This is a genomic window from Pseudomonas sp. 8 R 14, assembly GCF_900005955.1.
Taxonomy (GTDB): Bacteria; Pseudomonadota; Gammaproteobacteria; order Pseudomonadales; family Pseudomonadaceae; genus Aquipseudomonas; species Aquipseudomonas marginalis.
The window spans coordinates 120,477-147,108 of sequence record NZ_CVTH01000087.1 but is presented as its reverse complement, the minus strand read 5'-3'; the positions used below and the strand labels follow the sequence as shown (position 1 = coordinate 147,108).

21 protein-coding genes are annotated in these 26,632 nt (G+C 61.0%); 10 read left to right on the top strand and 11 right to left on the bottom strand.

Features of this window, described 5'->3' with window-relative positions; all coding sequences use genetic code 11:
- The first annotated feature begins 3 nt into the window (after positions 1–3).
- Positions 4–1,155, top strand: coding sequence for an acyl-CoA dehydrogenase family protein (locus tag BFQ01_RS26255; RefSeq protein WP_065927524.1), 1,152 nt, complete (start codon positions 4–6; stop codon positions 1,153–1,155).
- A 97-nt stretch (positions 1,156–1,252) separates the two neighbouring features.
- On the opposite strand, the gene BFQ01_RS26250 is transcribed toward BFQ01_RS26255, so the two are convergent.
- Genes BFQ01_RS26250 through BFQ01_RS32655 form a run of 5 tightly spaced genes read right to left on the bottom strand, consistent with a single transcriptional unit; the run spans position 1,253 to position 5,297 of the window.
- Positions 1,253–2,026 carry an enoyl-CoA hydratase gene (locus tag BFQ01_RS26250; protein ID WP_065927523.1) on the bottom strand — a complete coding sequence of 258 codons (774 nt, stop codon included), beginning with the start codon at positions 2,024–2,026 and terminating at the stop codon, positions 1,253–1,255.
- 11 nt (positions 2,027–2,037) lie between these two features.
- Complete coding sequence (locus BFQ01_RS26245; RefSeq protein ID WP_065927522.1) at positions 2,038–3,165, bottom strand: acyl-CoA dehydrogenase; 1,128 nt, start codon at positions 3,163–3,165, stop codon at positions 2,038–2,040.
- Between the two features lie 12 nt (positions 3,166–3,177).
- Positions 3,178–4,362 (bottom strand): acetyl-CoA C-acyltransferase, encoded by a 1,185-nt coding sequence (locus BFQ01_RS26240; RefSeq protein WP_065927521.1) that lies wholly within the window; start codon positions 4,360–4,362, stop codon positions 3,178–3,180.
- A gap of 12 nt (positions 4,363–4,374) precedes the next feature.
- Positions 4,375–5,142, bottom strand: coding sequence for an SDR family NAD(P)-dependent oxidoreductase (locus BFQ01_RS26235; protein ID WP_065927520.1), 768 nt, complete (start codon positions 5,140–5,142; stop codon positions 4,375–4,377).
- Entirely contained in the window at positions 5,142–5,297 is a 156-nt protein-coding gene (locus tag BFQ01_RS32655; RefSeq protein ID WP_159440246.1) for a hypothetical protein, read from the bottom strand. The genes BFQ01_RS26235 and BFQ01_RS32655 overlap by 1 nt, the downstream gene beginning before the upstream one ends.
- A gap of 45 nt (positions 5,298–5,342) precedes the next feature.
- Here BFQ01_RS32655 and BFQ01_RS26230 point away from each other — a divergent pair, with 45 nt between their 5' ends.
- The 4 genes from BFQ01_RS26230 (at position 5,343) to BFQ01_RS26215 (ending at position 10,647) form a co-directional block, all read left to right on the top strand.
- Positions 5,343–6,236 (top strand): bestrophin family protein, encoded by an 894-nt coding sequence (locus tag BFQ01_RS26230; RefSeq protein WP_065927519.1) that lies wholly within the window; start codon positions 5,343–5,345, stop codon positions 6,234–6,236.
- 71 nt (positions 6,237–6,307) lie between these two features.
- Complete coding sequence (locus tag BFQ01_RS26225) at positions 6,308–7,366, top strand: tetratricopeptide repeat protein (protein ID WP_065927518.1); 1,059 nt, start codon at positions 6,308–6,310, stop codon at positions 7,364–7,366.
- A 111-nt stretch (positions 7,367–7,477) separates the two neighbouring features.
- Complete coding sequence (locus BFQ01_RS26220; RefSeq protein ID WP_027605874.1) at positions 7,478–8,980, top strand: ATPase domain-containing protein; 1,503 nt, start codon at positions 7,478–7,480, stop codon at positions 8,978–8,980.
- The gene (locus BFQ01_RS26215; protein ID WP_065927517.1) at positions 8,977–10,647 is read left to right on the top strand and encodes a response regulator; all 1,671 of its coding nucleotides are present in this window, start codon (positions 8,977–8,979) and stop codon (positions 10,645–10,647) included. The genes BFQ01_RS26220 and BFQ01_RS26215 overlap by 4 nt, the downstream gene beginning before the upstream one ends.
- 62 nt (positions 10,648–10,709) lie before the next feature.
- On the opposite strand, the gene BFQ01_RS26210 is transcribed toward BFQ01_RS26215, so the two are convergent.
- The 5 genes from BFQ01_RS26210 to BFQ01_RS26190 all read right to left on the bottom strand — a co-directional run bounded on the left by BFQ01_RS26210 (position 10,710) and on the right by BFQ01_RS26190 (position 17,277).
- Positions 10,710–11,087: a response regulator gene (locus BFQ01_RS26210; protein ID WP_057703059.1), complete on the bottom strand. Its 378-nt coding sequence runs from the start codon at positions 11,085–11,087 to the stop codon at positions 10,710–10,712.
- 78 nt (positions 11,088–11,165) lie between these two features.
- Complete coding sequence (locus BFQ01_RS26205) at positions 11,166–12,359, bottom strand: hybrid sensor histidine kinase/response regulator (RefSeq protein WP_065927516.1); 1,194 nt, start codon at positions 12,357–12,359, stop codon at positions 11,166–11,168.
- Positions 12,353–12,952, bottom strand: a complete 600-nt coding sequence (locus BFQ01_RS26200) for a chemotaxis protein CheB (RefSeq protein ID WP_065927515.1) — start codon at positions 12,950–12,952, stop codon at positions 12,353–12,355. Before BFQ01_RS26200 ends, BFQ01_RS26205 begins: the two co-directional genes overlap by 7 nt.
- A complete protein-coding gene (locus BFQ01_RS26195; RefSeq protein WP_174562736.1) occupies positions 12,949–13,779 on the bottom strand; it encodes a CheR family methyltransferase in 831 nt (276 codons plus the stop codon). Before BFQ01_RS26195 ends, BFQ01_RS26200 begins: the two co-directional genes overlap by 4 nt.
- Complete coding sequence (locus tag BFQ01_RS26190; protein WP_065927514.1) at positions 13,780–17,277, bottom strand: response regulator; 3,498 nt, start codon at positions 17,275–17,277, stop codon at positions 13,780–13,782. It lies immediately after the preceding gene.
- Between the two features lie 219 nt (positions 17,278–17,496).
- Between BFQ01_RS26190 and BFQ01_RS26185 the strand changes: the two genes are divergently transcribed.
- The 5 genes from BFQ01_RS26185 to BFQ01_RS26165 all read left to right on the top strand — a co-directional run bounded on the left by BFQ01_RS26185 (position 17,497) and on the right by BFQ01_RS26165 (position 25,901).
- Positions 17,497–21,039, top strand: a complete 3,543-nt coding sequence (locus BFQ01_RS26185; RefSeq protein ID WP_141691312.1) for a hypothetical protein — start codon at positions 17,497–17,499, stop codon at positions 21,037–21,039.
- Positions 21,040–21,277: 238 nt separating this feature from the next.
- Positions 21,278–21,643, top strand: coding sequence for a response regulator (locus BFQ01_RS26180; RefSeq protein ID WP_065927512.1), 366 nt, complete (start codon positions 21,278–21,280; stop codon positions 21,641–21,643).
- 198 nt (positions 21,644–21,841) lie between these two features.
- Positions 21,842–23,242, top strand: a complete 1,401-nt coding sequence (locus BFQ01_RS26175; protein WP_065927511.1) for a DUF1254 domain-containing protein — start codon at positions 21,842–21,844, stop codon at positions 23,240–23,242.
- A gap of 131 nt (positions 23,243–23,373) precedes the next feature.
- Positions 23,374–24,921 carry a J domain-containing protein gene (locus BFQ01_RS26170; RefSeq protein WP_065927510.1) on the top strand — a complete coding sequence of 516 codons (1,548 nt, stop codon included), beginning with the start codon at positions 23,374–23,376 and terminating at the stop codon, positions 24,919–24,921.
- Positions 24,918–25,901, top strand: coding sequence for a DUF3829 domain-containing protein (locus BFQ01_RS26165; protein ID WP_065927509.1), 984 nt, complete (start codon positions 24,918–24,920; stop codon positions 25,899–25,901). Before BFQ01_RS26170 ends, BFQ01_RS26165 begins: the two co-directional genes overlap by 4 nt.
- 3 nt (positions 25,902–25,904) lie before the next feature.
- Here the strand turns inward: BFQ01_RS26165 and BFQ01_RS26160 are convergent, their stop codons facing one another.
- On the bottom strand, positions 25,905–26,576 hold the full coding sequence (locus BFQ01_RS26160) for a DUF3313 domain-containing protein (RefSeq protein ID WP_065927508.1): 672 nt from the start codon (positions 26,574–26,576) through the stop codon (positions 25,905–25,907).
- Positions 26,577–26,632: the final 56 nt, after the last annotated feature.

Genomic DNA, 26,632 nt, shown 5'->3' with positions numbered 1-26,632 from the left:
GCCATGCAAGACATTGAATACACTGAAGAACAGGTAATGATCCGTGACATGGCGCGCGACTTCGCCCGTGGTGAAATCGCTCCCCATGCCCAAGCCTGGGAAAAAGCCGGCTGGATCGACGACGCCCTGGTGGCGAAGATGGGTGAACTGGGCCTGTTGGGCATGGTAGTGCCGGAAGAATGGGGCGGCACCTATGTCGACTACGTGGCGTATGCCCTGGCCGTGGAAGAGATCTCGGCCGGCGATGGCGCCACCGGCGCACTGATGAGTATCCATAATTCAGTGGGTTGCGGGCCAATCCTCAACTACGGCACCGATGCCCAGAAACATACCTGGCTGGCCGAACTCGCCAGTGGCCAGGCGATTGGTTGCTTCTGCCTGACCGAACCCCAGGCCGGCTCCGAGGCCCACAACCTGCGCACCCGCGCCGAATTGCGCGATGGCCAGTGGGTGATCAATGGCGCCAAGCAGTTCGTCAGCAACGGCAAGCGCGCCAAGCTGGCGATTGTATTTGCCGTGACCGACCCGGACCTGGGCAAGAAGGGCATTTCCGCGTTCCTGGTACCCACCGACACCCCGGGGTTTGTGGTCGACCGTACCGAACACAAGATGGGTATTCGTGCCTCGGACACCTGCGCCGTGACCCTCAACCACTGCAGCGTGCCCGAGGCCAACCTGCTCGGCGAGCGCGGCAAAGGCCTGGCCATCGCCCTATCCAACCTCGAAGGCGGCCGCATCGGCATTGCCGCCCAAGCCCTGGGCATCGCCCGTGCGGCCTTCGAGGCGGCGCTGACCTATGCCCGCGACCGGGTGCAATTCGACAAGGCGATCATCGAACACCAAAGCGTGGCCAACCTGCTGGCAGACATGCAAACCCGCCTGAACGCTGCCCGTTTACTGATCCTGCACGCGGCGCGCCTGCGCAGCGCCGGCAAGCCGTGCCTCTCGGAAGCGTCCCAGGCCAAGCTGTTCGCCTCGGAAATGGCCGAGAAAGTCTGCTCCAGCGCAATGCAGATTCATGGCGGCTATGGATATTTGGAGGATTACCCGCTGGAGCGTTACTACCGGGACGCGCGGATCACGCAGATTTACGAAGGGACCAGCGAGATACAGCGGATGGTGATTGCCCGGGAACTCAAAAACTACCAGCTGTAGGAGCTGCAAGTCTTAAGCTGCAAGTCTTAAGCTGCAAGCTTCAAGTAAAAGCGCATTGGCGATTACTTGCAGCTTGCAGCTATACAGCTGGCAACGGCTACTTATCCTTGAACTCAGGCGCACGCTTGGCCACAAACGCCGCCATGCCTTCCTTCTGATCCTGCGTGGCGAACGCGGCATGGAACACCCGGCGCTCAAAGCGCACGCCTTCCGACAGGCTCACTTCAAACGCACGGTTCACACTTTCCTTGACCATCATGCTGATCGGCACCGATTTGCCGGCAATCAGCGTGGCGACCTTCAGCGCCTCGTCGAGCAGTTCATCGGCGGGCACGATGCGCGCGACAATCCCGCAGCGCTCGGCTTCCACCGCATCGATAAACCGTCCGGTCAGGCACATTTCCATGGCCTTGGCCTTGCCCACCGCGCGGGTCAGGCGCTGGGTGCCGCCCATGCCCGGCAGCACGCCGAGGTTGATTTCCGGCTGACCGAACTTGGCGCCGTCACCGGCCAGGATAAAGTCGCACATCAGCGCCAGTTCGCAGCCACCGCCGAGGGCGAAGCCGTTGACCGCGGCGATGATCGGCTTGCGACGGTTGGCGACGCGGTCGCTGTCACTGAACAGGTCGTCGAGGTAGATCTGCGGGTAGGTCAGCTCGGCCATTTCCTTGATGTCGGCGCCGGCGGCGAAGGCTTTTTTCGAGCCGGCCAGCACGATGCAGCCGATTTCCGGGTTGGCCTCCAGGCCATCCAGCGCCTGGTTCAACTCGCTGACCAACTGCGCATTCAGGGCGTTCAGGGCTTGGGGACGATTGAGGGTAATCAACCCGACGCGGCCCTGGACTTCGAGCAAAATGGTGTCGTAACTCATGTATCGGCTCCTTAGAGATTGCGTGAGATGACCATGCGTTGAATATCGCTGGTGCCTTCGTAAATCTGGCAGACCCGCACATCGCGGTAGATCCGCTCCAGGGGAAAGTCGCTCAGGTAACCGTAACCGCCGAGGGTTTGCAAGGCGGCGGAACAGACTTTCTCAGCCATTTCCGAGGCGAACAGCTTGGCCATGGAAGCTTCGACCAACGCCGGCTTGCCGCTGTCCCGCAGGGCGGCGGCGTAGTGCACCATCTGCCGTGCCACGGCGATTTGCGTGGCCATGTCCGCCAGGCGAAAGGCCACGGCCTGATGCTCAATGATCGGTTTGCCGAAGCTTTCACGCTCTCGGGCGTAGTCGCGTGCAGCCTCGAAAGCGGCGCGGGCCATGCCCACCGATTGCGAGGCGATGCCGACGCGACCGCCTTCAAGGTTGGCCAGGGCGATCCTGTAGCCCTCACCCTCCTCCCCAAGACGGTTGGCCACCGGCACCTTCACATCCTCGAACAGGATCTGGCAGGTATCGGAGGCATGCTGGCCGAGCTTGTCCTCGACCCGCGCCACGCTGTAGCCCGGCGAATCGGTGGGCACGATAAACGCGCTGATGCCACGCTTGCCCGCTGCCGGGTCGGTCACCGCGAACACAATCACCACCCCGGCATTCTGGCCGGAAGTGATGAACTGTTTGCAGCCATTGAGCACGTAATGATCGCCTTCACGCCGTGCACGGGTTTTCAGGCCACTGGCATCCGAACCGGCTTGCGGCTCAGTCAGGGCGAAAGCACCGAGCATGGCGCCGCTGGCCAGGGGCTTGAGGAATTGCTCTTTCTGCTGATCGTTGCCGAAGTTCAGGATCGGCACGCAGCCCACCGAGTTGTGCACACTCATGATGGTGGAGCAGGCGCCGTCACCGGCGGCGATTTCTTCCAGGGCCATGGCGTAGGCCAGGTAACCGGTATCGCACCCGCCCCACTGTTCGGGCACCAGCATGCCGAAAAAGCCCAGTTCGGCCATTTCGCCGATGGCTTCCTTGGGAAAGCGATGTTCGCGGTCCCACTCGGCGGCAAACGGTTTAAGCCGCTCCTGGGCAAATTGCCGGGCGGCGTCGCTGATCTGCAGTTGTTCGTCATTGGGCAGCATTGGGCTCAGTCCTTAATACAGGCATTCGACGGCCATGGCCGTGGCTTCACCGCCGCCGATACAAATGGCCGCGACGCCCCGCTTGAGGCCTTTCTGGCGCAGGGCCGAGAGCAGGGTGACCAGGATCCGCGCGCCGGACGCGCCAATCGGGTGGCCCAGGGCGCAGGCACCGCCGTGGACATTGACCTTGGCGTGGGGGATTTCCAGCTTGCTCATGGTCACCAGGCTGACCACGGCAAAGGCTTCGTTGATTTCAAACAGATCGACGTCGTCGAGGCTCCAGCCGGTCTTGCTCATCAGCTTGCGAATCGCGCCCACCGGCGCCACCGGAAACAACCCCGGTTCATCGGCAAACGCTGCGTGCCCATGGATCACCGCCAACGGTTTGAGCCCCCGCTGTTGTGCCTCGGACTCGCGCATCAGCAGCAATGCGGCCGCGCCGTCGGAAATCGAGCTGGAATTGGCCGCCGTCACCGTGCCGCCTTCGCGGAACGCCGGTTTGAGGCCGGGAATTTTTTCCGGCCTGGCCTTGGGCGGTTGTTCGTCATGCAGGATGGTTTTCTGCTCTTTGCCGACGGTGACCTGTACCGGGACAATTTCGGCGCCGAAGCTGCCATGGGTGATTGCCTCCTGCGCACGGGTCAGCGACGCGATGGCAAACGCATCCTGCGCCTCACGGCTGAAGCCGTTGAGCTGCGCGCACTCCTCGGCAAAGGTGCCCATCAGGCGGCCTTTTTCATACGCATCTTCCAGGCCGTCGAGGAACATGTGGTCGATGACCCGCCCGTGCCCCATGCGATAGCCGCTGCGGGCGCGGTCCAGCAAGTAGGGCGCGTTGGACATGCTTTCCATGCCGCCGGCGATCACCACGTCGACGCTGCCGGCCAGCAGCGAATCATGGGCGAGGATCGCCGCTTCCATGCCCGAGCCGCACATCTTGTTGAGGGTGGTGCAACGCGTGGACTTATCCAACCCGGCGCCCAAGGCGGCTTGACGCGCGGGCGCCTGGCCCAGGCCGGCGGGCAGCACGCACCCAAACAACACCTCATCCACGGCGTCGGCGGCGATGCCTGCACGCTCGATCGCCGCACGGATGGCGGCAGAGCCCAGTTGCGGCGCAGTCAGGCCCTTGAGGTCGCCCTGGAACCCGCCCATGGGCGTGCGCACGGCGCTGACAATCACGATGGGATCATTCATGGCTCATCCTCCTTACTTGGCCGCCATGCGCAAGGCGCCGTCGAGACGGATCACCTCGCCATTGAGCATGCTGTTTTCAATGATGTGCCGCACCAGCGCGGCGTATTCGGCAGGCTTGCCCAGGCGCGGCGGAAACGGCACGCCGGCGGCCAGGGAGTCGCGTACTTCCGGGGTCATGCCGGCCATCATCGGGGTTTCGAAAATGCCCGGGGCGATGGTCATCACGCGAATGCCGAAGCGCGCAAGCTCCCGTGCGGCGGGCAAGGTCAGGCTGGCTATCGCGCCTTTGGACGCCGCGTACGCGGCCTGCCCGATCTGCCCGTCGAACGCAGCCACCGACGCGGTATTGATGATCACCCCGCGCTCGCCGTCGGCGTTCGCTTCCGTTTCGGCGATGGCCGCTGCCGCCAGGCGCAGCAGGTTAAAGCTGCCGATCAGGTTGACGTTGATCACCTGGGCAAAGCTGGCCAGCCCGTGGGGGCCAGTCTTGCCGAGGATCTTTTCACCGCGCACCACCCCCGCGCAGTTGACCAAGCCGTGCAAACCGCCAAACGCCGCGACCGTTGCCTGCACGGCGGTTTCGGCTGCGGCCTCCTGGCTGATATCCGCCACGGCGCTGCGGGCGTTGTCGCCGAGCTGCCTGGCCTTGGCCGCCACGGCGTCGGCATTCAAATCCACCAGCATGACCTTGGCGCCGGCCGCGACCAGCATATCTGCGGTGGCCGCACCGAGGCCGGAAGCGCCGCCGCTGACCAGAAAAACCTTGTTCTCAATCTGCATTATTGTTTCCTTGAACGGTCGAGATCGTCGAAATAGTCGCTCTGCAACGCCACGGCAGCAATGGTCAAAGCCTTCAACATGGCTGACTGGTTTGGCCAATCATCGACCGCGCTGATCGTCCGGTCAGCCCAAGCGATTGGACGTGCGTCGTGCAAGCTCCTAACCTGAGGGCCTGCGCCACCGAAGAAGTCCTCCTCGCGATGATCGTACGTCCCAAACCGAACCTGCTGGGCATCCTGTTTTCCCTAAAGGGCTCGATTGCCAAGCGCATCGCCCTGCGCAGCCTGCTGGTCACGCTGCTGGCGTCGGTGATCGTGCTGGTGGAAACCCTGCACCCGGCCTATTTCTCCAAGGTCAACGCCACGCCCTTCACATTGCTCGGGCTGTCGCTGTCGATCTTCATGAGTTTTCGCAATAACGCCTGCTATGACCGCTGGTGGGAAGGCCGCAAGCAACTGGGGCAGATGATCATCGAGGTGCGCTCGCTGATTCGCGAGACCCAGTTGCTTACTGACCCGGCGGAGCGTGGGCGCCTGCTGCGGGGCCTGGGCGGCTTCGCCCACGGGCTGGTCGCGCGCTTGCGCCACGAAGACGAAGCCCGGGCGATCCAGCCCTGGGCCAGTGTGGAAGCGAGTCATCCCAACCTGCCTGACCGGGTGCTGCAACAGATTGGCGCGGGATTTTCCGCCCTGGCCGAGCAAGGCGCCCTCAGCGAATGGCGTTACACCCAGTTGGAAACCCGTCTGGTCAGCCTCAGCCAGGTACAGGCCGCGTGCGAGCGAATCAAAAGCACGCCGCTGCCCTTCCCCTACACCTTGCTGCTGCACCGCACCATTTACCTGTTCTGCATCCTCTTGCCGTTCGCCATGGCCGAACCCCTGGGCTGGCTGACGCCGGTGTTTACCGCCATTGTCAGCTACACCTTCTTCGGCCTCGATGAGATCGGCGACGACCTGGAAGACCCTTTCGGCTTTGACGAAAACGACCTGCCCTGCAATGCGATCCTGCGCACCCTGGAGCCTGAGCTGCTCGCCGCCCTCGGCGAAACCGACCTGCCGCCGGCCCTGGAGCCAGTGGAATACGTGCTGACCTGACGCGGGTTTGACACCTGCCGTGGTCTGGCCGAAGCTTGCGGCTTTGCTTCTTCAGCTTTTCGGACGCCTGCATGTCAAAGTCACGCCGTTACGCCATCGTCGGCCTGTGCGCCCTGTTGTTGATTGTGCTGATCACCTGGTATTTCTCCCGCACCGCCCAGGTGGCCGTGCCTCCTGCCATTGCCCACGGTTACTCAAAAGCCTTGAAACAGGCGCATAACGGCGAGCCGGGCGCCGCGCGCGTGCTGTATCAGCAACTGGGCCGGCCGGACCTGTCACCCGAACGCCGCGCCGCGCTGCATGCCGAATTGCCCAACTACCCCAGCCCCCAGGCCTTGAAGCTCGCCGATAAAGACCTCACCAGCGACTCCGCGTTGGTGCGCGAAGCGGCCATCCACAGCATTGTCGGCCTGGTGCCCAGCGGCCAGCGCACCCTGCTGCTGGGCCCGGTGCTCGATGATCCCGAACAAAGCGTACGCTTTGCCGCCGCCAATGCCCTGCTCGGCCTGTCGCCCGACACCTTGGGCCTGTACTTCGGGCCATTGCAGCAGGTATTGGACGAGTTCGTGAAAAAGCTCAAGGCCCAGCCGGAAACGGCCGAAGGCTGGATTCAACTGGCGCGCCTGTACATCCACAGCGCCCTGCTGCCGGAAGCACAAAACGCGCTGGAACAGGCCATGCGCTTGCAGCCGGACAACCTGCAAGCGGTGGTCGCGCAGATCGAGTTGCTGGATAAACAGGGCAAGACCGATGAGTCCCGCCAATTGCTGGCCCGGCAATTGGCGGCGCACCCTGAGTCGGCCTACCTGCAACATGCCCTGGGTATGTGGCTGCTGCACCATGGCGAGCGCCCCTATGCGTTGCTCGGCCTGTCCAAGGCCGTGGAGCTGGAGCCGGACAATCAGGATTACCGCTACGACCTCGCTACCACCCTGCATGCCCAGCAGGAATTGGAAGCGGCCCAGCGCCAGTTGGAGGAAATCGTCCAGCGCCACCCGGCCAATCGCAAGGCGCGGGTGCTGCTGGTCAATTATTGGAAAGAAAGCGGCCAATTGCAGAATGTACAGGTGCTGCTCGCCCAGCTGGAACAGCAAAACCCTGACGATCCGGCACTGCAGCAAGGCCTGTAGGCACAATAATCGCGCATCAGTTTGAACCGCCACAAAGCGCTACGGTCAAGAGAACATGGCGCGTCCACCTGGATGCGCATCCTCTACTCGTATGTGACCTGAGGGCACTTCTTGTCTACATCCAAAGCGTTGTTAACCGAAAAAGCAGCCATCGGCATCGAAGGTCTCGACGACATTCTTGCCGGAGGGCTATCGCGCAGCCACCTGTTCCTGCTGGAAGGTGAACCTGGCACCGGTAAAACCACGGTCGCCCTGCACTTCCTGCAGGCCGGGGCGAAAGCGGGTGAGCGAACGCTCTACATCACACTGTCCGAAACCGAGCGTGAGTTGCGCCAGGGCGCCGAGTCCCACGGTTGGGACCTGGACGACAATATTCATATCTTCGAACTGACCCCGCCGGAGAGCCTGCTGGATGCCGAGCATCAGCAGAGCCTGCTGTACTCTTCGGACCTGGAGCTGGGCGAAGCAACCCGGCAGATCTTCGAAGTGGTGGAGAGGGTCAAGCCGACCCGAGTGGTCATCGACAGCCTCTCGGAAATCCGCCTGCTCGCGCAAAGCTCGCTGCGCTATCGCCGCCAGATCCTGGCGATCAAGCATTACTTCGTGCGCTACGACGCCACCGTGCTGCTGCTCGACGACCTGACCACCGAATCACTCGACAAAACCGTGCACAGCGTGGCCCACGGGGTGATTCGCCTGGAAGAACTGACCCCCAACTACGGCGCCGAACGCCGTCGCGTGCGGGTGGTGAAATATCGCGGGCAGAAATATCGGGGTGGGTTTCACGACTTCACCATCATGCACGATGGCATTCACGTATTCCCGCGCCTGGTCGCCGCCGAGCATCGTGGCGGTTACATACGCCAGACCTTGAGCAGCGGCATTCGTGAGCTGGATGCCCTGATGGGCGGCGGCGTCGAGACCGGCTCCAGCAGCCTGATTCTCGGCCCGGCCGGTACCGGCAAATCGCTGATCTCGATGATCTTCGCCGCAGCGGCGGTAGGCCGTGGCGAAAAGGCCGCGCTGTTTATCTTCGATGAAGAACTGGGCCTGCTGTTCGAGCGCATGAACAATATGGGCATCGACCTCGCCGCCCTGCAGGCAACCGGCAACCTGCTGATCGAACAGGTGGACGCGGCCGAGTTGTCCCCCGGCGAGTTTTCCCACCGCGTGCGTCGTTGCGTGGACGAGCGCGGGATCAAGACGGTGGTCATCGACAGTATCAATGGCTACCAGGCGGCAATGCCGGAAGAAAACGCGCTGATCCTGCATATGCATGAACTGCTGCTGTACCTCAACCGCCGTGGCGCGGCGACGTTCATGACCGTCGCGCAACATGGACTGGTCGGCGACATGCAGGCTCCTGTCGACATCACTTACCTGGCCGACACCGTGATTCTGCTGCGTTATTTCGAGGCGTTGGGCAAGGTGCGCCGCGCCATCTCGATTATCAAGAAACGCACCGGCGCCCACGAGTCGACTATCCGTGAATACCGTATCAGCAGCCGTGGCATGACCGTCGGCGAACCGCTGGACAATTTCCAAGGCGTGTTGCGTGGCATTCCAACCTACATGGGCGCAGGCTCGCCTCTGCTCAAGGATGAGGGCGTGTGACCACCATTTCACCCGTATCCGAACGCGCAATCGTCCTGGCGCCCATGGGCCGTGATGGTTCGTTGGCGCTGATGATGCTCAAGGAAGCCGGCTACACCGGCATGGTTGCCAGCAGCCTGCCCGCATTGTGCGAGGCCGTGGAGCAAGGCGCCGGGATGCTTATCATCGCAGCCGAAGCCCTGCGCGGCGCGGACCTGGAGCCCCTGCTGGAATACCTTCACCAGCAGCCCGCCTGGTCCGACCTGCCCATCGTGCTGATGACCCATCACGGCGGCAGCGAGCAGAACGGTTCATCCCACCTCAGCGGCCTGCTGGGCAACGTGACGTTCCTGGAGCGCCCCTTCCACCCCGTGACGTTGATCAGCCTGGTGAGCGCGGCCCTGCGTGGACGGCGTCGGCAATATGAAGCACGGGACAGGTTGATCGACCTGAGCGAGAGCGAACTGCGCCTGCAGCGCACCCTTGAGACCCTGGAGCAGCAAGTCGAGGAACGCACGGCGCAGTTGCGCAGCAATGAAGAAGCCTTGCGCCAATCCCAGAAGATGGAAGCCGTCGGCCAGTTGACCGGCGGTATCGCCCATGACTTCAACAACATGCTCACCGGTATTATCGGCAGCCTGGAGCTGCTGCGAAGACGTGTGTCCCGCGGCAAGCTGGACGATCTGGACAGCCTGATCGACCTCGGCGTGACCTCCGCCAACCGCGCCGCCGGCCTCACCCACCGCCTGCTGGCGTTCTCGCGGCGCCAATCGCTGGATTCCAAGCCGGTACAGATCAACCAACTGGTGACGTCCATGGGCGAGCTGCTGCAACGCAGCCTCAACGAAAGCATCGCCTTGGACATGCGCCTGGACACTCAGTTGTGGACCGCCGAGGCCGACCCCAATCAACTGGAAAGTGCCCTGCTCAACCTGGCGCTCAACGCCCGGGATGCCATGCCGAGTGGGGGCCGCCTGGTTGTCGAAACCTGCAACCGTCACCTCGACAGCGTCTTCACCGCCGCCTACGGCACGCTCAAGCCCGGCGACTACGTGGAACTGAGCGTCAGCGACACCGGCTGCGGTATTCCGGAAAGCCTCATGGGCCGGGTATTCGACCCCTTCTTTACCACCAAGCCCATTGGCCAGGGCACCGGCCTGGGCTTGTCGATGATCTACGGTTTCGCGCGCCAGTCGCGCGGCCATGTAACCCTCCACAGCGAGGTAGGCAAAGGCACCACGGTGAGCCTGTTCCTGCCGCGTTTCGTCGGCGAAATCACCCCCGATGTGACCGTGGACCCTGCCCTGTTGCCGATCGCCAACAGCGGGGAAACCGTGCTGATCGTCGAGGACGACCCGGCGGTGCGCGTGCTGGTCAGCCAGGTATTGAGTGAGCTGGGCTACGCCTTTGTCGAAGCGGGCGATGCCGATGGCGCACTGCCGATTATCGAATCCAGCCAGCGCATTGACCTGATGATCAGCGACGTCGGCTTGCCCGGCATGAATGGACGCCAACTGGCAGAGATAGGCCGGCAGGTTCGTCCGGACCTGAAGGTGCTGTTCATTACCGGATATGCCGAGCATGCGGCGGTGCGTGGGGGGTTCCTGGATCCGGGGATGCAGTTGATCACCAAGCCATTTACCTTTGATTTGTTGACGGCGAAGGTGCGGGAGATGATTCGGGCGTAAATGGCCATTAGCCAAGCAGTGTCATTCAGGCTCAGGAAGAGCCTGATGCACCACCTGGCCCTTCAGGCCAACAACCGCTGTATATGCTCCTGCAAGGTATCCAGGTCAAACGGCTTGGCCAGGATCGGCGCATTGCGCGTGATCGGGCTGTTGCAGTCGAGAATCTCCTGCGGGTAGCCGCTGATAAAGATCACTTTCAATTCCGGGCGCAACTTGAGCGCGGGCTCAGCGATCTGCACGCCGGAAATCCCACCGGGCAAACGGTAGTCGGTGACCATCAGGTCCAAGTGCGGCTTGGTGGCGAGGATTTCAAAGGCCTGCTCCCCGTTGATCGCCTTCAATACCCGATACCCCAGGCCGGCCAGGTACTCACCCAGCACAAACATAATGGATTCGTCGTCCTCGACGATCAGTACGACATCTTGTGCATCTTCACTCATGGGAAGCCTTTGTCCGGTCAATTGCTGCAATTACGACCATGGGGTCACGTAGAGGTTGCGTCGGGGTGACGATTGATTTCATGCCGACGGTTCAAGGGGCAGGCACACCCGGAACAAGGCGCCCTCGCCTATCTGGCTCTCGACCTCGATGGTGCCGCCATGGGCGGCTACGATCTGCTCGGAAATAAACAACCCAAGGCCCAGTCCCGCGGCAACCTGGCTGGCTGACACACGTTCGAACTGCTGGAAAATACGCTTCTGGTTCTCTTCGCTGATGCCGATCCCGTGGTCACGCACTTCTACCCTGGCTTCGCCATGCTCGGTATACACGCGCACCTCCACCGGGCTCTTGGCCCCGTAGCGCAGGGCGTTGGTCAGCAGGTTGGTGACCACCTGTTCGATACGAAACTCATCCCAGTTGCCCACCACCGGCCCCTCGGCCGCGAGGTGCATCGACGATTCGGCGGCAGCCACCTGCGGTGCGAAATTCTCCACCAGGTTGCTCACCAATTGCGCCAGGTCGAAGCGCCCCGGGCGTATCGACAGTTTGCCGGTGCGGATACGCGAGACGTCGAGCATGTCTTCGATCAGGCGGATCAGGCTCTGGATCTGGCGCTCATCGCGGTCGACCATGGCGTGCATCTTGTCCAGGGTGAACGCGGCGGCGTTATCCCGGGCCAGGTGCATCTTGCGCAGCTGGGTTTCGAGAATCAGGCCGTTAAGGGGCGTACGCACCTCGTGGGCGACGATCGACATGAAGTCGTCGCGCATGCGCACCGCCTGCTCCAGCTCGGCCTGGGTGGCCTGCAGGCGCGTGAGCAACAGCTCCTGCTCGCGGCGGCTGCGCTCCAGGGCTTCGACTTGCTGCTTCATCGCCTTGCTCTGACGGTACAGGTCGACAAACACATTGACCTTGCTCTTGACCGCGTGGATATCCAGCGGCTTGTGCAGGAAGTCCACGGCGCCACTTTCATAGCCCTTGAACGCATAATTGAGTTCACGGCCGGCGGCGCTGACGAACACAATCGGAATGTTTTTGGTTTTCTCGGTGCCGCGCATCAGCTCGGCCAGTTCGAACCCGTTCATGCCGGGCATCTGCACATCGAGAATCGCCATGGCGAACTCGTGCTCCAGCAACAGGGACAAGGCCTCATCGGCGCTCAAAGCCTTGAAGACCTGACGGTCCTCGCGCTTGATCAACGCTTCGAGGGCCAGCAGGTTTTCCGGCAGATCGTCGACGATCAGCAGTTTGGCCTGGACAGTACTTAACATGGGGAGGATTCCAGGGAAGCCAGCAATGCGGCAATGCGGCTCAGGGTCAGAATATGATCAGGGGTGTGCAGGGCCAGGGCCGCCCGCGGCATCACGGCAATCCGCGCTTCGCTGGGGTCCTGGACCACCGTGGTGCCGCCCGAATGCTTGACATGGGCCAGCCCGTGGGCGCCGTCCTGGTTGGCCCCCGTCAACAAAATCGCCAGCAGGCCCTGGCCATAGGCATCGGCGGCGGAGGCAAACAGGTAGTCGATCGCCGGCCGGGAATGGTGTACCCGCTCTTCCTGGCTGAGGGACAGGCTGCGGTCATGCTCGACCGAAAGGTGATAACCAGGCCCGGCGAAATACAACGTGCCCGCCTGGATCGCTTCCTTGTCCTGCCCTTCCCGTACCGGAATCGGCAGGCGTCGCGCAAAGACTTCCGCCAGTTGGCTGCGGCGCTCATCCGGCAGGTGCAATACGGCTATGATCGGCAGGCCGAAGGTGTCGGGCAGTTCGCTGAAAATACTCAGCAACGCCTCGACGCCGCCGGCGGAGGCGCCGACGACGATGGCTTCAATCCCGCGAATCGGGTTGGCGGCAACGTCGGTCATGATTTGCGGTAGATCCGTTCCTGCTTGACCAAGGGTTCGAATTGCTTGCTGTAGGCGGAAAAGTCCAGGGTTTCCTTACTGCCCAGGACCAGGAAGCCGCGATGGCACAGCGACTCATGAAACAATCCAAACGCCCGATCCTGCAATTTTTTATTGAAATAGATCAGCACGTTACGACATGAAATTAATTGAGTTTCTGAGAATACACTGTCGGTTGCCAGGCTATGGTCGGCGAAGGTCACATTCTCCCGCAACGATTTGTCGAAGATCGCGTAATCGTAAGCCGCCGTGTAGTAGTCGGCAAATGATCGCTGCCCCCCGGCCTGCTGATAATTGGCGGTGTAGGCCCGCACATTCTCCAGGGAGAAGATGCCTTGCTTGGCTTTATCCAGGGACGCGGGGTTGATGTCGGTGGCATAGATGATCGTGCGTTCCAGCAGCCCTTCCTCACGCAACAGGATGGCCATGGAGTACACCTCCTCCCCCGTGCTGCAGCCGGCAATCCAGATCTTGATCGACGGGTAGGTCTTGAGCAGGGGCACCACTTCCTGACGGATCGCCAGGAAGTGCGACGGGTCGCGAAACATCTCGCTCACCGGGATCGTCAGGAACTGCAGCAACTGCATGAACGCCGCCGGGTCGTGCAGCACCCGCTCCTGCAGCGCTGAAATGGTGGCGCAGTCGAACTGGCGCAAGGCATGGGCCACGCGGCGTTTGACCGACGCGCCGGAGTAGTCGCGAAAGTCGTAGCTGTACTTGAGGTAAATCGCCTCGATCAACAGGCGCAGCTCAATATCGCTGCTCTTCTCCAAAAAACGTTGCTCCACTTAAATGCGTTCCATCTTCGGTAGCCACACGCGAATCAGCGAGAACAGGCGATCCAGGTCGATCGGCTTGGCCAGGTAGTCGTTGGAACCCGCCGCGAGGCAGCGCTCCTGGTCGTCTTTCATGGCCTTGGCCGTCACCGCGATGATCGGCAGTTTCTTCCAGCGCGGGTCCTGGCGGATCAAGGCGGTGGCCTCGTAGCCGTCCATCTCCGGCATCATCACGTCCATCAGCACCAGGTCGATATCGTCGACTTCATTGAGTCTCTCGATGGCTTCGCGGCCGTTACGCCCGATCACCACCACGGCACCTTTGTGCTCCAGGGCGCTGGTCAGGGCGAAGATGTTACGCACATCGTCGTCCACCAACAGGATCTTGCGCCCCTCGAAGACCTTATCGCGGCTGCGAGCGGTCTTTAGCATCTTCTGGCGGTCATGGGACAGCTGGGATTCGACTTTGTGCAGAAAGAGTGTGACTTCATCGAGCAGGCGCTCTGGCGAGCGGGCGCCCTTGATGATGATCGAGCGCGAATACTTGCGCAGTTCGGCCTCTTCATCGCGGGTCAGGTTGCGCCCGGTGTAGACGATCACCGGCGGGAACGAGCAGATATCTTCGGTGGCCATGCGCTTGAGCAACTCGTTGCCCAGCATGTCCGGCAGCTTGAGGTCGATGATCATGCAGTCATAGACGTTGGTGCGCAGCAGTTCCAGGGCGGCCTGGGCATAGCCGACATCGGTGATCTCGATGTCATCGTCGCCGATCAGGCGGGCAATGCTGTCGCGCTGCAGGTCATCGTCCTCCACCAGCAGTACGCGCTTGACCTTCTGGGTCAGCTTGGCCTCAAGGCGCGCAAACACGTCCTTGAGCTCTTCGCGCGTCGTCGGTTTTACCGCATAGCCGATGGCGCCCATATGCATGGCGGCTTCGACACGGTCCTCCACGGAAATCACGTGCACCGGGATATGGCGCGTGTTGGCGTGCTCCTTGAGGCGTTGCAGCACGGTGAGCCCGGAATGGTCCGGCAGGCGCATGTCCAGCAGGATCGCATCGGGAATGTACTCCTCGGCCAGGCTGTAGCCCTCGTCCGCGCCGTGGGCCACCAGGCACTGGTAACCCAGCTCATGGGCCAGGTCGAACAGGATGCGGGCAAAGTTCGGTTCGTCCTCCACCACCAGGATGCAGCGGGTGGTGAACGGCGCCTTGTCGCGGTCATCGGCGAAGCGCGGGATCTGCCTGGTGTCGGCCACCGGCAGCGGCGAAATTGCGATGGGCGTGGGTGCGGGTGCGGTAATCACCTGGCGCGGCGGCTCGATTGGCGCGGCATCTTCCTCGCGTTCGACATACTGCTCCGGCAACACCAGGGTGAAGGTGCTGCCTTTGCCGGGCTCACTGGTCACGCTGATATAGCCGCCAAGCAACGCGGCCAGGTCGCGGGAAATCGACAGGCCCAGGCCAGTGCCGCCGTAACGGCGGTTGGTGGTGCCATCGGCCTGGCGGAACGCCTCGAAGATGCTTTCCTGCTGGTCCGGGGCAATCCCGATGCCCGAATCGCGCACGGTAAAGGCGATGCCTTCCCCCGGCGCGCGGGACACCGACAGGCTGACCTCGCCTTGCTCGGTGAACTTGATCGCGTTGGAGAGCAGGTTCTTGAGGATCTGCTCCAGGCGCTGGCGGTCGGTGAACAGCATGATCGGTGCATCGGCCTGCACCTGTACCTGAAACCCCAGCTTACGGTCGGCGGCCAACGGCTCGAACATCCCGCGCAGGCCATCGACCAGGCGCGTGACGCTTGAATTTTCCGGCCGCACTTCCAACTTGCCGGCTTCCACCTTGGAAATATCCAGGATGTCGTTGATCAGGTTGAGCAGGTCATTGCCCGCCGAATAGATCGACTCGGCAAACTTGACCTGTTCGGCGCTGAGGTTTTCCTGGGGGTTTTCCGCCAGCAACTTGGCCAGGATCAACGAACTGTTCAGCGGCGTGCGCAGTTCGTGGGACATATTGGCGAGGAATTCGGACTTGTACTTGCTGGAGCGCTGCAATTCATCGGCGCGATCTTCCAGCTCCAGCTGGGCCTGGTTGAGTTCGACGTTCTTGCGGTCCATGGCGTCGCGCTGTTCGGCCAGGGTCTGGGTCTGTTCGGCCAGTTGCTCGTTGGTCTGCTCCAGCTCTGCCTGCTGGGTTTCCAGGTGAGCCTGAGACTCCTTGAGAATGCGCGACTGTTCTTCGAGTTCTTCGTTGGCGGTCTTGAGTTCTTCCTGCTGGACCTGCAGTTCTTCGTTGAGCTGCTGGGTTTCGGCCAGCACTTCCTGCAGGCGTTGGCGATAACGGGCGGCTTCGATGGAGGTGCCGATATTGCCGGCGATCAGCTCCAGCAGTTCGACGTCGCGCTCCTCCAGCGGGCGCAAAAAGCCCAGTTCGATCACACCGTTGACACGGTCGTCATCGCTGGTGGGAACCACCAGCACGCTGCGGGTCGAGCCTTCCCCCAGGCCGGAGCTGACCTTGAAGTAGTCCACCGGCACGTCGTCCAGGCGAATCAGGCGATCGAGCTGGGCGGCCTGCCCGACGATGCCCTCATCGCTGTAGATCGACTGCTCCAGCTGTTCCTGCTCGCGGGAGAAACCATAGGTGGCCACGCGCTTGAGGCCGCCGTGCTCTTCGCGGACATACAGCGCCGCCACCGCCGAGCCCATGTACTGGGCAAAGAACTGCAGGATATTGCGTCCGAGCATGTTCAGGGTGAGTTGGCCGAGCACTTGTTCGGCCAGTTCGGTCTGGCCGTTACGCAGCCATGCCTGTCGCTCCAGGCGCTGCGCGATCTTCTGTTGTGACGCGAGGTTTGCGCTGTAACTATCTGACAGGGAAAGTAAATTTTTTCTACCGATATACGCCAGGATCCCGCTCAGGCCGAGAACGAACAACAGATAGAGGGTGACGCTGATCACCGTGGTGCGCGTGACTTGTTCGTTGCGAGTGATCCGGAACTGCTGCTCCATCGCCACCGCGTCCTCGTATTCCTTGCGAATTTCGTCGGTCAGGCGCTTGCCCCGGCCGGACTTGACGGCGTTGCGGTAGTCACCGCTTTCGCGCTGCAGGTCGATCATCGACTGGGCGTATTTGTTCCATTCGGCTTGCAAGGCTTCCAGGCGTTTCAGGCGGTCCACCTGTTGCGGGTTGTCCGCCACCAGCTCCTGCAAGTTACGCAGGTCGGCAATGATGCGCGGCTTGGCCACTTCGTACGGGTCGAGGAAGTGCTCATCCCCGGTGATCAGGAAACCACGCATGCCGGTTTCAAGATCGACGGTCAGCTTGGACGACTCGTTGAGGTTGTTGATGACCCGGTCCGTGTGCTCCACCCACTGGATCACCGCAAGCAAATAGGTGATCAGACAGACGAAAAACACCGCGCTGAGCACGCCCACACCCAGGGGCAATGCCACGTTTCGGCTGAGCAGTGTACGAAAGCTCTTTTCATCGACGGACGACGCGGGAGTCATGGGCATGCCTTGGCCAAATAGGGAAAAACCGGGAGTTTGCCCCAAAGTGCCGGTAGAGGGCTACGTTTCTGACGCGAAACATATTCACATCCCAAACTTGCCACCGCCGATGCCCGACATTTATGGAACCAATGCCGGAGGAACACCTTTGTGCGCTCCCGACACTCAACGGAGGTCTGAAGCAGGTCCAGGGAGGACCAACAACCAAAGGTAATGAAAATGTCATCCTCATTGAGCGTCCAACCACGCCCCTCGGTTATAGATCACTCCATTGCATCGACGCCTGCTCAGTCGCAGGCCACCCCTGGTAACACCCTGTCCATACACAGCGACCCAGCTTCAACACCTGCACGACGCTCCTCGGATGAATCGCAGCCTCTTTCACCCCAAGCACGCGCGCAGGCAAACGCACAGAACTGGAAGAACCTCGCGCACCAGCTCACCGAGGCGACGAAGAGCCTGGGAGAGGACGCGACTCCAGCAGCCGTGTTGTCACATTTGAAAACCACTCAAACAGTCATTGATCCACACTCGGCCTTTCACCCGTCCGGCATGCCGGGCAGCGAGTCCGCCGCCAGCCTGGAAAGCTTTATCAAGCATCACGATTTACCTATCCCTGAAACCCGAGCTGACCTGGTTCACTTGGCAGATGCCGCTAACGCTCGGGCCCTGGAACCGCCGCTGGGTGATCTAGGAGGTGGCTTATCCTGGCCCCTTCCCCTGACCCAGGAACAACGGCGCAAGATACGGGTCATCGTCGAGTCCAGCATCCTGCGCAGCAATATCCGGACAGAGCCCTCCTTAGTCCGGGCGGAGCTGGCCAAAGCGGCGCTGGGTGCGCTTATCAAGGCCAGCGCTCTTTCGGATGTCGAACTGCAAGACCCGGCCAGGGCGCTGGACACCCTGCTCAAGTCCCCCATGGCCCAGAAGATAGGGCAAGGGATCCAGGACGGGCTGAATGGTATCGACACGCCAACCAGCATCAGCGATTACGTGTTGGCCGCCCTTCACATCGGTCTCGATCGTGAATCCGTCGTGTTGCCTGTGAGAAATTCAATCGCCGGCTTTGACTTGAGCCATCAAGACTATTGGGGCCTGCCACCGTCAGCCATCGTCGAGGGGCTCAGTAAACATCTGGTGACTAAAGGCAGGGCCACGCCGGCCACGGCCAAGCTGGCCACCCACCTGTTGCTGTCACGCACAGCCCCCCAGTTCCTGGTCAAGGATATTCCCGACACACTGGTGAACGGCAGCCAGGCCTGGGTGAGTTTCTGCCTTGCGGTGGCCAAGGTCGAAGCGAGTGCGCCGGGGACCGCATCACAAATGAGCTACGGCCAGGTCATGAGTGCCGCACAAGCCTTGAATGGTCCTGCGGAACACGCCATCACGCCGTTGTTACTGGATTGGGGCGTGTCCAATGGTTTGGTCGAAAAGAAGGACGATGCCCTCTACACCCCTGAGGAAGTGGACAGCATCCGGACCGCGTTCAATGAGCAGTTAAGTGCCAGAATCAAGGCCTCCCAATCACTCACTGCCGAGATTCCAAGTAGAAAAGCCATCGCCCTGGAAAAACTCAAGGAGCATTTTGGCGAGCGCACTGACTTTGAGTCGAAAAGTCTCTCAACCGTCTCCGATGACAAAGCCAAGCAACTGGATGGCAAGCACTCGATGCTGGACATGGCCATGATGGGCATCAACGTCAACTGGAAAACCGACGACCCTGGCCTTCCTATCCACGCGATCAACCAGCAACCCAGGCTCAACGTCAATGGGATATTCCTGGGGCAATACGAATCGGCAATCGAATCACTCAAAGATGGCATTGAGACCCAGGTAAAACACATGATTTCCGAGCTGCCACTGGAAGATCGGAAAAACCTGGAGTTCGGTAAAATCGAATTATTTCAATACAACCAATACAAGATTGGCAGGGGTTTCATAAACCCGGCCACTTTCCAATCCAAGCTCAATGAATTGCTGGTAAGAACCGAAAGGCAGGTTGACGGAAAAACCGAGGTCAATGTTTATGAGATCGATGTCCGGAACAAACGCATCGTCAAGCGACAGAGTGAGGCAGCCATTACGCGGGGTGGATGGCGCGACGCGAATATATCGACCAAAGTGGAAAATGAGCACAAGGACCGGCTCGAGCGAGAACAGCCGCCGGAGGACCCTTCTCGTCCCCCATCGAGTTTCACCTCTACCCGAACACACGACCTGGCAGGCGCTTTTTTTGAGCACCTTGGTATCAGGAACCAATGGCAACAAGCCAGGGGAAGCACGACATTCGATCAGCAGAAAGAAAGTAATGAGCGACTCAGGCAGTTTTTTCTCAACTTGATTCCCTTGAGATCGGCCATTGTCAACTTTCGTGACGGTGACTATGAAGCCGGGCTTTTGGACCTCGGCCTGGATGCTCTCGGGCTGCTGACCATGGGTTACGGTGCTGCCCCAAAGCTCGCCAAGGTGGCTTCATCCTCGGCGTCCACTGCCGTAAAGGCATTGCAGGCGGGTCGCGTCATCGGCAGTAGCCTTATCAGCTCGCTCAACCCGTTGAGCGGAGTGAGGGGCGCGGCGACGGGAGGCGCCAAGCTGGCCACGCGCGGCGCAAAATTTCTCGGCGACTCCGGGCAGGTACTGATCAACAAGGTGCGTGGCGCATCCGGAAGCTATGACCTGTTGAAGGCGGCAAACAAGCAATATGGCCCGACGCTGATAGGGTCTTATAAGGTCGGAGAGCAAAGCGTCGAAGGCTTTGCCGTGTTGAAAAACGATCAGTGGTTCAGTTATGACCCTGTCCGGAACCTGCCCTATGGCCCGCCAATCGAGGATTTCTCCCCCCTGCGCGGCAGTCTGTTCGATAGCGTCGCGGATATGCACCTGACGAGTGTAGGAACGAATATCGCTAAGGCGAGGACCTCCAACGCACTTCCAAAATTCAACCAGGGTTATCGAAGCGGTGCATTGGATGACCTGTCGGATTACGCTGGAGAGCGCAGTTTCGAAGCGTTGGTGGCACTCGCCGCAAAACCTGGCAGGACACCGGAAGAAATGGGGATTCTGGCCAGGGAGTTGAAGACCAGAAGAATTGAAGACGGCGAGTATTTCACCGCGCTGCTTGCCAGCGACGTCGGGAATCCCGGGGTTTCCATCAATCGCTTTGCCCAGTCGGACTACCTCGGCCGTGTCGATCTGACCTCCAAGGGCGATTGCGCCGGGCTATCGAATGCCATGGCGCTCGCCTTGCATCGAGGCGACGAAAAAATATTCCTCGACAATCTTCGCAAGGCGTCCACGACTAAATCGCCCTCTTCGCTGCATGACAAATTCAATCGCGATATAAAAACACTGCAGTACGCCGTAAACACAAAGGACACCTTCCATATAAACGCCGCCCCTTCACTGATCAATCATCAGTCCATCATCGACGACCTGAGCAAGTCCACTGCGTCAAAATACCTGAGAATCAGCACGGAAGATCACGCCATGCTGGCGGGTGTCAGAGTCAAGGATGGCCAAAAAGAGTGGTTTTTCTTCGAACCCAATGGCGGGCTGGTCAGTTTTGACAACGTAGAGTCCATGCGCGAAGGCATCGAAAAAATCCTCAGCAGCGGCGGTGTCAGCGCGACCTTGAAGCCTAAGGTTTCGCCGGCGGGCAAAAAGGAATTCCACGTGAGCGCTTTCCATCCCGATGACATCGTCACAGACAAGGTCGACAGTTTTGCGGTTTCAATCATGGTGTCCACGCCCTTGCCGTCTTGATGCATGGGACTGCCCCGGCCCCCGGCAGGGTTGGGGCTCCTGAAAAAGCAAGGCGTTGAACGGTGCGCAGGAGGGCGCCACTGACCGCTCGCGGCCCCTCGTGGTTAACGCGACATTTTCCTCCATTCCCGTCACAATGCCCGCGCCAACGGAACTTGCCGAGATTGACGCGACTCATTAGAGAATGGTCTTTCAACCGCTAAAGACCTGCACCTCCATTTTTTCGGGAACCCTCATTATGTCCGCAGCCCCCTCCACCCTCCTTGTCGTCGAAGACGATGCCATCGTGCGCATGTTGATCGTTGATGTGCTCGAAGAGTTGGAGTTCCTGGTGCTTGAAGCTGCCGACGCTGAAGAAGCCTTGAAGATTGTCGAAAATGCCGCGCAGCACATCGACCTGATGATGACCGACGTCGGCCTGCCGGATATGGACGGTAAGCAATTGGCAGCCAAGGTGCGTGAAGTGCGGCCCACCCTGCCGATCCTGTTTGCCAGCGGCTATGCCGAGAACATCGATGTGCCCGCCGGCATGCAGGTGATCGCCAAGCCGTTCTCCATCGATCAATTGCGCGACAAAGTCAAATCGATGCTGCCTGCCGCCTGACCACCCCTCTTTTACACAGTGCCGCCCATCGAGGCGGCTATTTGTGCGTCTTTACCCACAGGTTCAAGCCGCCGTACGGATCGGCATTGATGAGTTCGCATAATTCGCAGGGATTAACGTGACGTTCGGGAAATAAAACAGGAAACTCATCGCCTTTATTCCCCGTCAGTCAAACGCACTTTGGAAGGACGCGACAACATGATTGGAAAACCGACGCGCCTGCTGTTGGCGAGCCTCTCGATACTCATGAGTACCGGCGCCTGGGCCGATTTCACCGCCACCCCCAGCGAAGCCCGGGCCATCGCCAAGGAAGCCTACCTGTATGGCTACCCAGTGGTGGAGATGTACAAGACGCTCTACACCCAGGCCGTCGACAAGGGCGGCGCCAACTTCAAGGCACCGTTCAACCATATCGGCAATACAGCTCAGGTGTTCACCCCCAAGGACACCGCGGTCGTCACCCCGAACCTGGACACGCCCTACTCCTTCGTCTGGCTGGACCTGCGCAGCGAGCCTCAGGTTCTGACACTGCCCAGGATCGAAGACAACCGTTATTACTCGGTGCAGTTGATCGATCTCTACACACAGAACATCGCCTACCTGGGCACCCGCAGCACCGGCAACAACGGCGGCCACTACATGATCGCCGGCCCTGACTGGAAAGGTCAGCAACCGGTCAACGTGGACCGTGTGGTGTACAGCGAAAGCAACATCGCCTACGCCCTCTACCGTACGCAGTTGTTCGACGAGAAGGACCTGAACAAGGTCAAGCAGATCCAGAACGGCTACAAAGTGCAGTCACTGAGCAGCTACGTGAAGCAAGCCGCGCCGGCCAAGGCTCCGAAAGTGGAGTGGCCCAAGCCCATGGCGACCATGACCGAAGGTCCGCAACTGTTTCGCTACCTGAACTTCATGCTGGCCTTCGCCGCGCCCCAGGACAGCGAGAAAGACCTGCTGGCGCGTTTCGCCAAGATCGGTATCGCCCCAGGCGCGCCCTTCAAGGTCAAGGCGTTGACCGCTGAACAGCGCAAGGCCCTGGAAGACGGTATCTCCGATGCCCGCGCCGAGTTTGCCGCGTTCAAAAAGGACAAGGTCGACACGCATCAAGTCTCCAGTGCCGATTTGTACGGCAGCCGCGACCACCTGAACAACAACTACCTGTACCGCTACGCCGGTGCGGACATGGGGATTTTCGGTAACTCCGGCGATGAGGTCGCGTACCTGAGCTACGTCATCGACAGCGAGGGCAAGCCTGCCAACGGCGCACGCCACAGCTACACCGTGCATTTCGCCAAGGACCAGTTGCCACCGGCCGATGCGTTCTGGTCCCTGACCATGTACGACGCCAAGACCAAGCAACTGGTACCCAACCACAAGAAACGCTACCTGATCAACTCGCACATGCTGTCCGGCCTCAAGCGCGACGCCGATGGCGGCCTGACCCTGGCCCTGCAGCACCACGAGCCGCCAAAAGCCGAGCAGAGCAACTGGTTGCCGGCCCCACCCGGTCCGTTCTACGCAATCCTGCGGATTTACCTGCCCACGCCTGAGGTGGGTAACGGCCAGTGGAAACTGCCGCCGTTGACGCCGCTCAAGTAACACCGCGTGCCCGGTCGCCGCAGGGCTGGACCGGGCCAGTCCTACCACGAGCCCTACCCCCTACTACCGCTGGTTTATCAACCTGTAAAACGGGTAACGTGCGCGCGATTGTCTATGGAGTTGCACTGCACATGACTTGCTGGAATGTCCTCGGCCTGGCCCCGGATGCCGATAGCCGCGCGATCAAGCGCCAATACGCCGCCCTGCTGAAGAAAACCCGGCCGGATGATGACCCCGAGGGTTTCCAGCGCCTGCGCGAAGCCTATGAGGCCGCGCTGGAGTGGAGCCAGGGGCAGCAGGAAGCTGACGAAGTGGTCATCGACATCCTGGGCGACGGCCTTGCCGACCACTACCTGGCAGCCATGGCCCATGGCAATGCGCTGCACTTTGAAATCCAGCTGTTGTTACGCGACATCGAGGGGCATCTCAACCCCGAGGACACCCGCTGGGCCTTTGAAACCTTCAACTGGCTGACGGCCTGGCAGCGCCTGGAGTTGCCCGGCGAGCTGATCGAAAGACTCGAGCGCAAGCACCGCAGCGCGTTGCAGCAACCCTTTCGCCAGGCCCTTGAGCAAAAGGACGAGGCCGCTTTCCTGGCTGCCTATGCCGCACGTTCCGAACATCCCTGGGTGAACAATCATCCCCATGCCGAGTGGTTCAACCAATGGCTGGCCCGCCTGCTTGCACAGAGTCACTACTGGTCGAGCGCAGTGTTCGACGCGGTGTGCGCCGGCCAGCACTGGCATGGCGGCGCCGGTCATGACTGCCCGGCGGGGGATTGGGCGCGGCTGTTGCAACGCCAGCAAGGCCCGGTCTTCATGGCACGCCAACGGGCACTGGCCACCGAAGCGCCCAACAGCCCCCAACAACGTGCCGCCCGGCTGCTATTGGCTCCGATGAGCCTGGGGCAGCGCCGTGCCTTCGCCCAACGCTTCGATGAACATGACTGGAAAGCCTGCCAGGCACTCAGCGCAGATATCTACGCCGACCATGTGGCCGAAGCCGAAGCGATGCCCGGCGGTACCGTGTATTTCTGGCAAGGCTGGGACACGACCATGGACACCTGGCCCTGGATTGTCGCACTGGTATTGAGCTGCCTGGTGGGCGTGCTGGTGAATGCCGAGCCCCTGGCCGGCAATGTGCTGCCGACCTTGGGCTACGGCCTGCTGTGGGCGTTGGGCGCCGTGATAGGCGCCGGATTGGCTTGGCAGGTCTGGCGCCCGCTGGCTCATCAGTACCGCGTGCTCGATGAACGACTCAGTGAGCACCTGCCGCGCTGGCTCAGCCCTACTCACCTGCCGTTGTTGCCGATACGGGACCTGCTGCCAGGGCTGGTCCTTGCCGCAGCGCTGGGTTACGCCTTCGGCCCGTTTGCCAGCCTGGCGCTGGTCGCGACCCTGGCGGTTATCGGCGTCATCAAGCGACCCTTCATGAACAGCCACACCCCCTGGACCGCCCGCCACCCGCGCTGGACGGCCCTGGGCATGGTGCTGTTGGTCACCAGTGGGATTGTGCTGTACGCCGGCTTGAAGGTGCTCGACAACCAGCAACACGTGACCCGTAACCAGGGCCTGCAACAGTGGCCCGAACGCCTGTGCAGCCGCATGCCTCGCACCGCCCCCGACTGTCAGGCGCCCGCCACCCAGGCACAGTGGTATGGCCAGGAGGCCGCGCAATGAATCCGAAATGGTTGTTACCCATCAGCCTGGTATTGGGCCTGGGATTGCTCGGTGTGGCCGGCGCCACCAAACCCCTGCAACGCGTGCAATTATGGCTCGACCAACGGGACAGCCCTTCCACCGCAACGGCCAGCGCACTGGCCCCGATCATTGACTGCGTGAACCGCATTGATCGCGATACGCGCCTGGCGTACTACCGTATGCGTTCGACACAGCCCGAAGCACCCACCCAGGATAAATTTGGCGACCGTGATGAGCCTGAACCGCGCCTTATCCAAGCGGCGGTCTGTTCGCAGTTGTACACACTCAAACTGGAGCGCCAGCAGCCCGGAAGCCACCTCGGTACTCTCGCCACGGTGTATGCCGACAAGCTGAATAAATTCACCTCGCTGGCAGACATGGTTGACCCGATACAAACCGAAGGTATGCCGTCGAACATACGCCAGTTTGTGGCACAGGCCATGAACAAGAGTCTGGAGGAGCAACTGGCCCAGCGGGGCGAAGAATACCTGCGGGCATCCGCCGAATTACGCAACTATTTGCAGGACGAAGACCTCCGTTTGCGCCCGGCACAGCTGGAGCGACTCGAATCGCGCTTCGGCCGGGACCTGCATTGGCACCTGCTCAACCATATGATCGCCGCCCGCCAGGCGATGAACCAGATTGACCAGGGTGTACGCGACGCCAGCCTGACGCCTCAGCAACTGCTCAGCTTGACCGAGACGCTGCAACAGGCCAGCGATGCCAGCAAGGACTTCCTGGTGAAAATGCCGCGCAGCAAACGGGAGGATGAAGCCACTCACCTCTGGTACGCCACCCGCGCGTCAGCCGACGCGTACCTCCAGGCGTTGCGCACCCTGCATCAGGACTGGCGGGAACACGCCCCACCACAGCAACTGAGCGATGACTACTACCTCATCACCCGTCGCTACGACGCCCTGCTCAGCTACTACAACAAACCCGCCAGGAATGCGTTCTAGTCCCTAGTGTTTTTTCAGCTTCACATACGACTGATGCAGGTCCGACGCCCAGCCATCGATCACGCCTTTCACGTCATCGGCCTTCATCACCTGCGAGTCGTTGGACAGCGGCTTGCCCGTGCCCTTGCGCACCACTTGGGCGAGCACCTTGCCACTGGCACCATCGAGGAACTGCGCCTCGGTACCCAGGGTGGTTTCCTGGTCTCGGATGCCGGTACCGGTACTCACCGCTGCCGCCACCAGGGCCACGGGCACGAATTCATAGGGTTTGAGGCCTTCGGTCTTGCTGCTGACGGCGGTGATCGCCGCACGTACCACCATCACACCGGGGCCGGGCCCGTTGGCCAGGGGCAGTGATTTGCCCAGCTCACGCTTGAGCGCCTGGTTGAAGTAGGTGTTGATGCCATTGAGGGTGCTGTCGGGGATTTTCGTGGTGGCCTGGGGCTTGGGGTAGAACTGCGTCGGTTCGATATACACCGCGGTATAGCGGCTCAGGTCGAGTTGGGGGTCTACCCAGCGCATCACCTCGCCCCCCGAAGGCGACTTGGCTTCCTTGAGTTGGCTGTAGTCGGACAGAAAGCCTGAGTACTCGTCCGGTTGGGTGACCTTGCTGGCGCAGCCGGCCATTGCGATGGAGGCCACGCACAGCGTACTGATCATTAGCCTTAGTTTCATCATTGAACTCCCTGGCGATCATCATCGAAACATGGAGCTGTAGGTATAGCCAATCC

What these genes read in the sequence shown, in the direction of transcription:
- BFQ01_RS26255 (WP_065927524.1), top strand. Translation starts at nt 4, where the DNA reads ATGCAAGACATTGAATACACTGAAGAACAGGTAATGATCCGTGACATG.
- BFQ01_RS26250 (WP_065927523.1), bottom strand. Translation starts at nt 2,026, where the DNA reads ATGAGTTACGACACCATTTTGCTCGAAGTCCAGGGCCGCGTCGGGTTG.
- BFQ01_RS26245 (WP_065927522.1), bottom strand. Translation starts at nt 3,165, where the DNA reads ATGCTGCCCAATGACGAACAACTGCAGATCAGCGACGCCGCCCGGCAA.
- BFQ01_RS26240 (WP_065927521.1), bottom strand. Translation starts at nt 4,362, where the DNA reads ATGAATGATCCCATCGTGATTGTCAGCGCCGTGCGCACGCCCATGGGC.
- BFQ01_RS26235 (WP_065927520.1), bottom strand. Translation starts at nt 5,142, where the DNA reads ATGCAGATTGAGAACAAGGTTTTTCTGGTCAGCGGCGGCGCTTCCGGC.
- BFQ01_RS26230 (WP_065927519.1), top strand. Translation starts at nt 5,343, where the DNA reads ATGATCGTACGTCCCAAACCGAACCTGCTGGGCATCCTGTTTTCCCTA.
- BFQ01_RS26225 (WP_065927518.1), top strand. Translation starts at nt 6,308, where the DNA reads ATGTCAAAGTCACGCCGTTACGCCATCGTCGGCCTGTGCGCCCTGTTG.
- BFQ01_RS26210 (WP_057703059.1), bottom strand. Translation starts at nt 11,087, where the DNA reads ATGAGTGAAGATGCACAAGATGTCGTACTGATCGTCGAGGACGACGAA.
- BFQ01_RS26205 (WP_065927516.1), bottom strand. Translation starts at nt 12,359, where the DNA reads ATGTTAAGTACTGTCCAGGCCAAACTGCTGATCGTCGACGATCTGCCG.
- BFQ01_RS26200 (WP_065927515.1), bottom strand. Translation starts at nt 12,952, where the DNA reads ATGACCGACGTTGCCGCCAACCCGATTCGCGGGATTGAAGCCATCGTC.
- BFQ01_RS26190 (WP_065927514.1), bottom strand. Translation starts at nt 17,277, where the DNA reads ATGACTCCCGCGTCGTCCGTCGATGAAAAGAGCTTTCGTACACTGCTC.
- BFQ01_RS26185 (WP_141691312.1), top strand. Translation starts at nt 17,497, where the DNA reads ATGTCATCCTCATTGAGCGTCCAACCACGCCCCTCGGTTATAGATCAC.
- BFQ01_RS26180 (WP_065927512.1), top strand. Translation starts at nt 21,278, where the DNA reads ATGTCCGCAGCCCCCTCCACCCTCCTTGTCGTCGAAGACGATGCCATC.
- BFQ01_RS26175 (WP_065927511.1), top strand. Translation starts at nt 21,842, where the DNA reads ATGATTGGAAAACCGACGCGCCTGCTGTTGGCGAGCCTCTCGATACTC.
- BFQ01_RS26170 (WP_065927510.1), top strand. Translation starts at nt 23,374, where the DNA reads ATGACTTGCTGGAATGTCCTCGGCCTGGCCCCGGATGCCGATAGCCGC.
- BFQ01_RS26165 (WP_065927509.1), top strand. Translation starts at nt 24,918, where the DNA reads ATGAATCCGAAATGGTTGTTACCCATCAGCCTGGTATTGGGCCTGGGA.
- BFQ01_RS26160 (WP_065927508.1), bottom strand. Translation starts at nt 26,576, where the DNA reads ATGAAACTAAGGCTAATGATCAGTACGCTGTGCGTGGCCTCCATCGCA.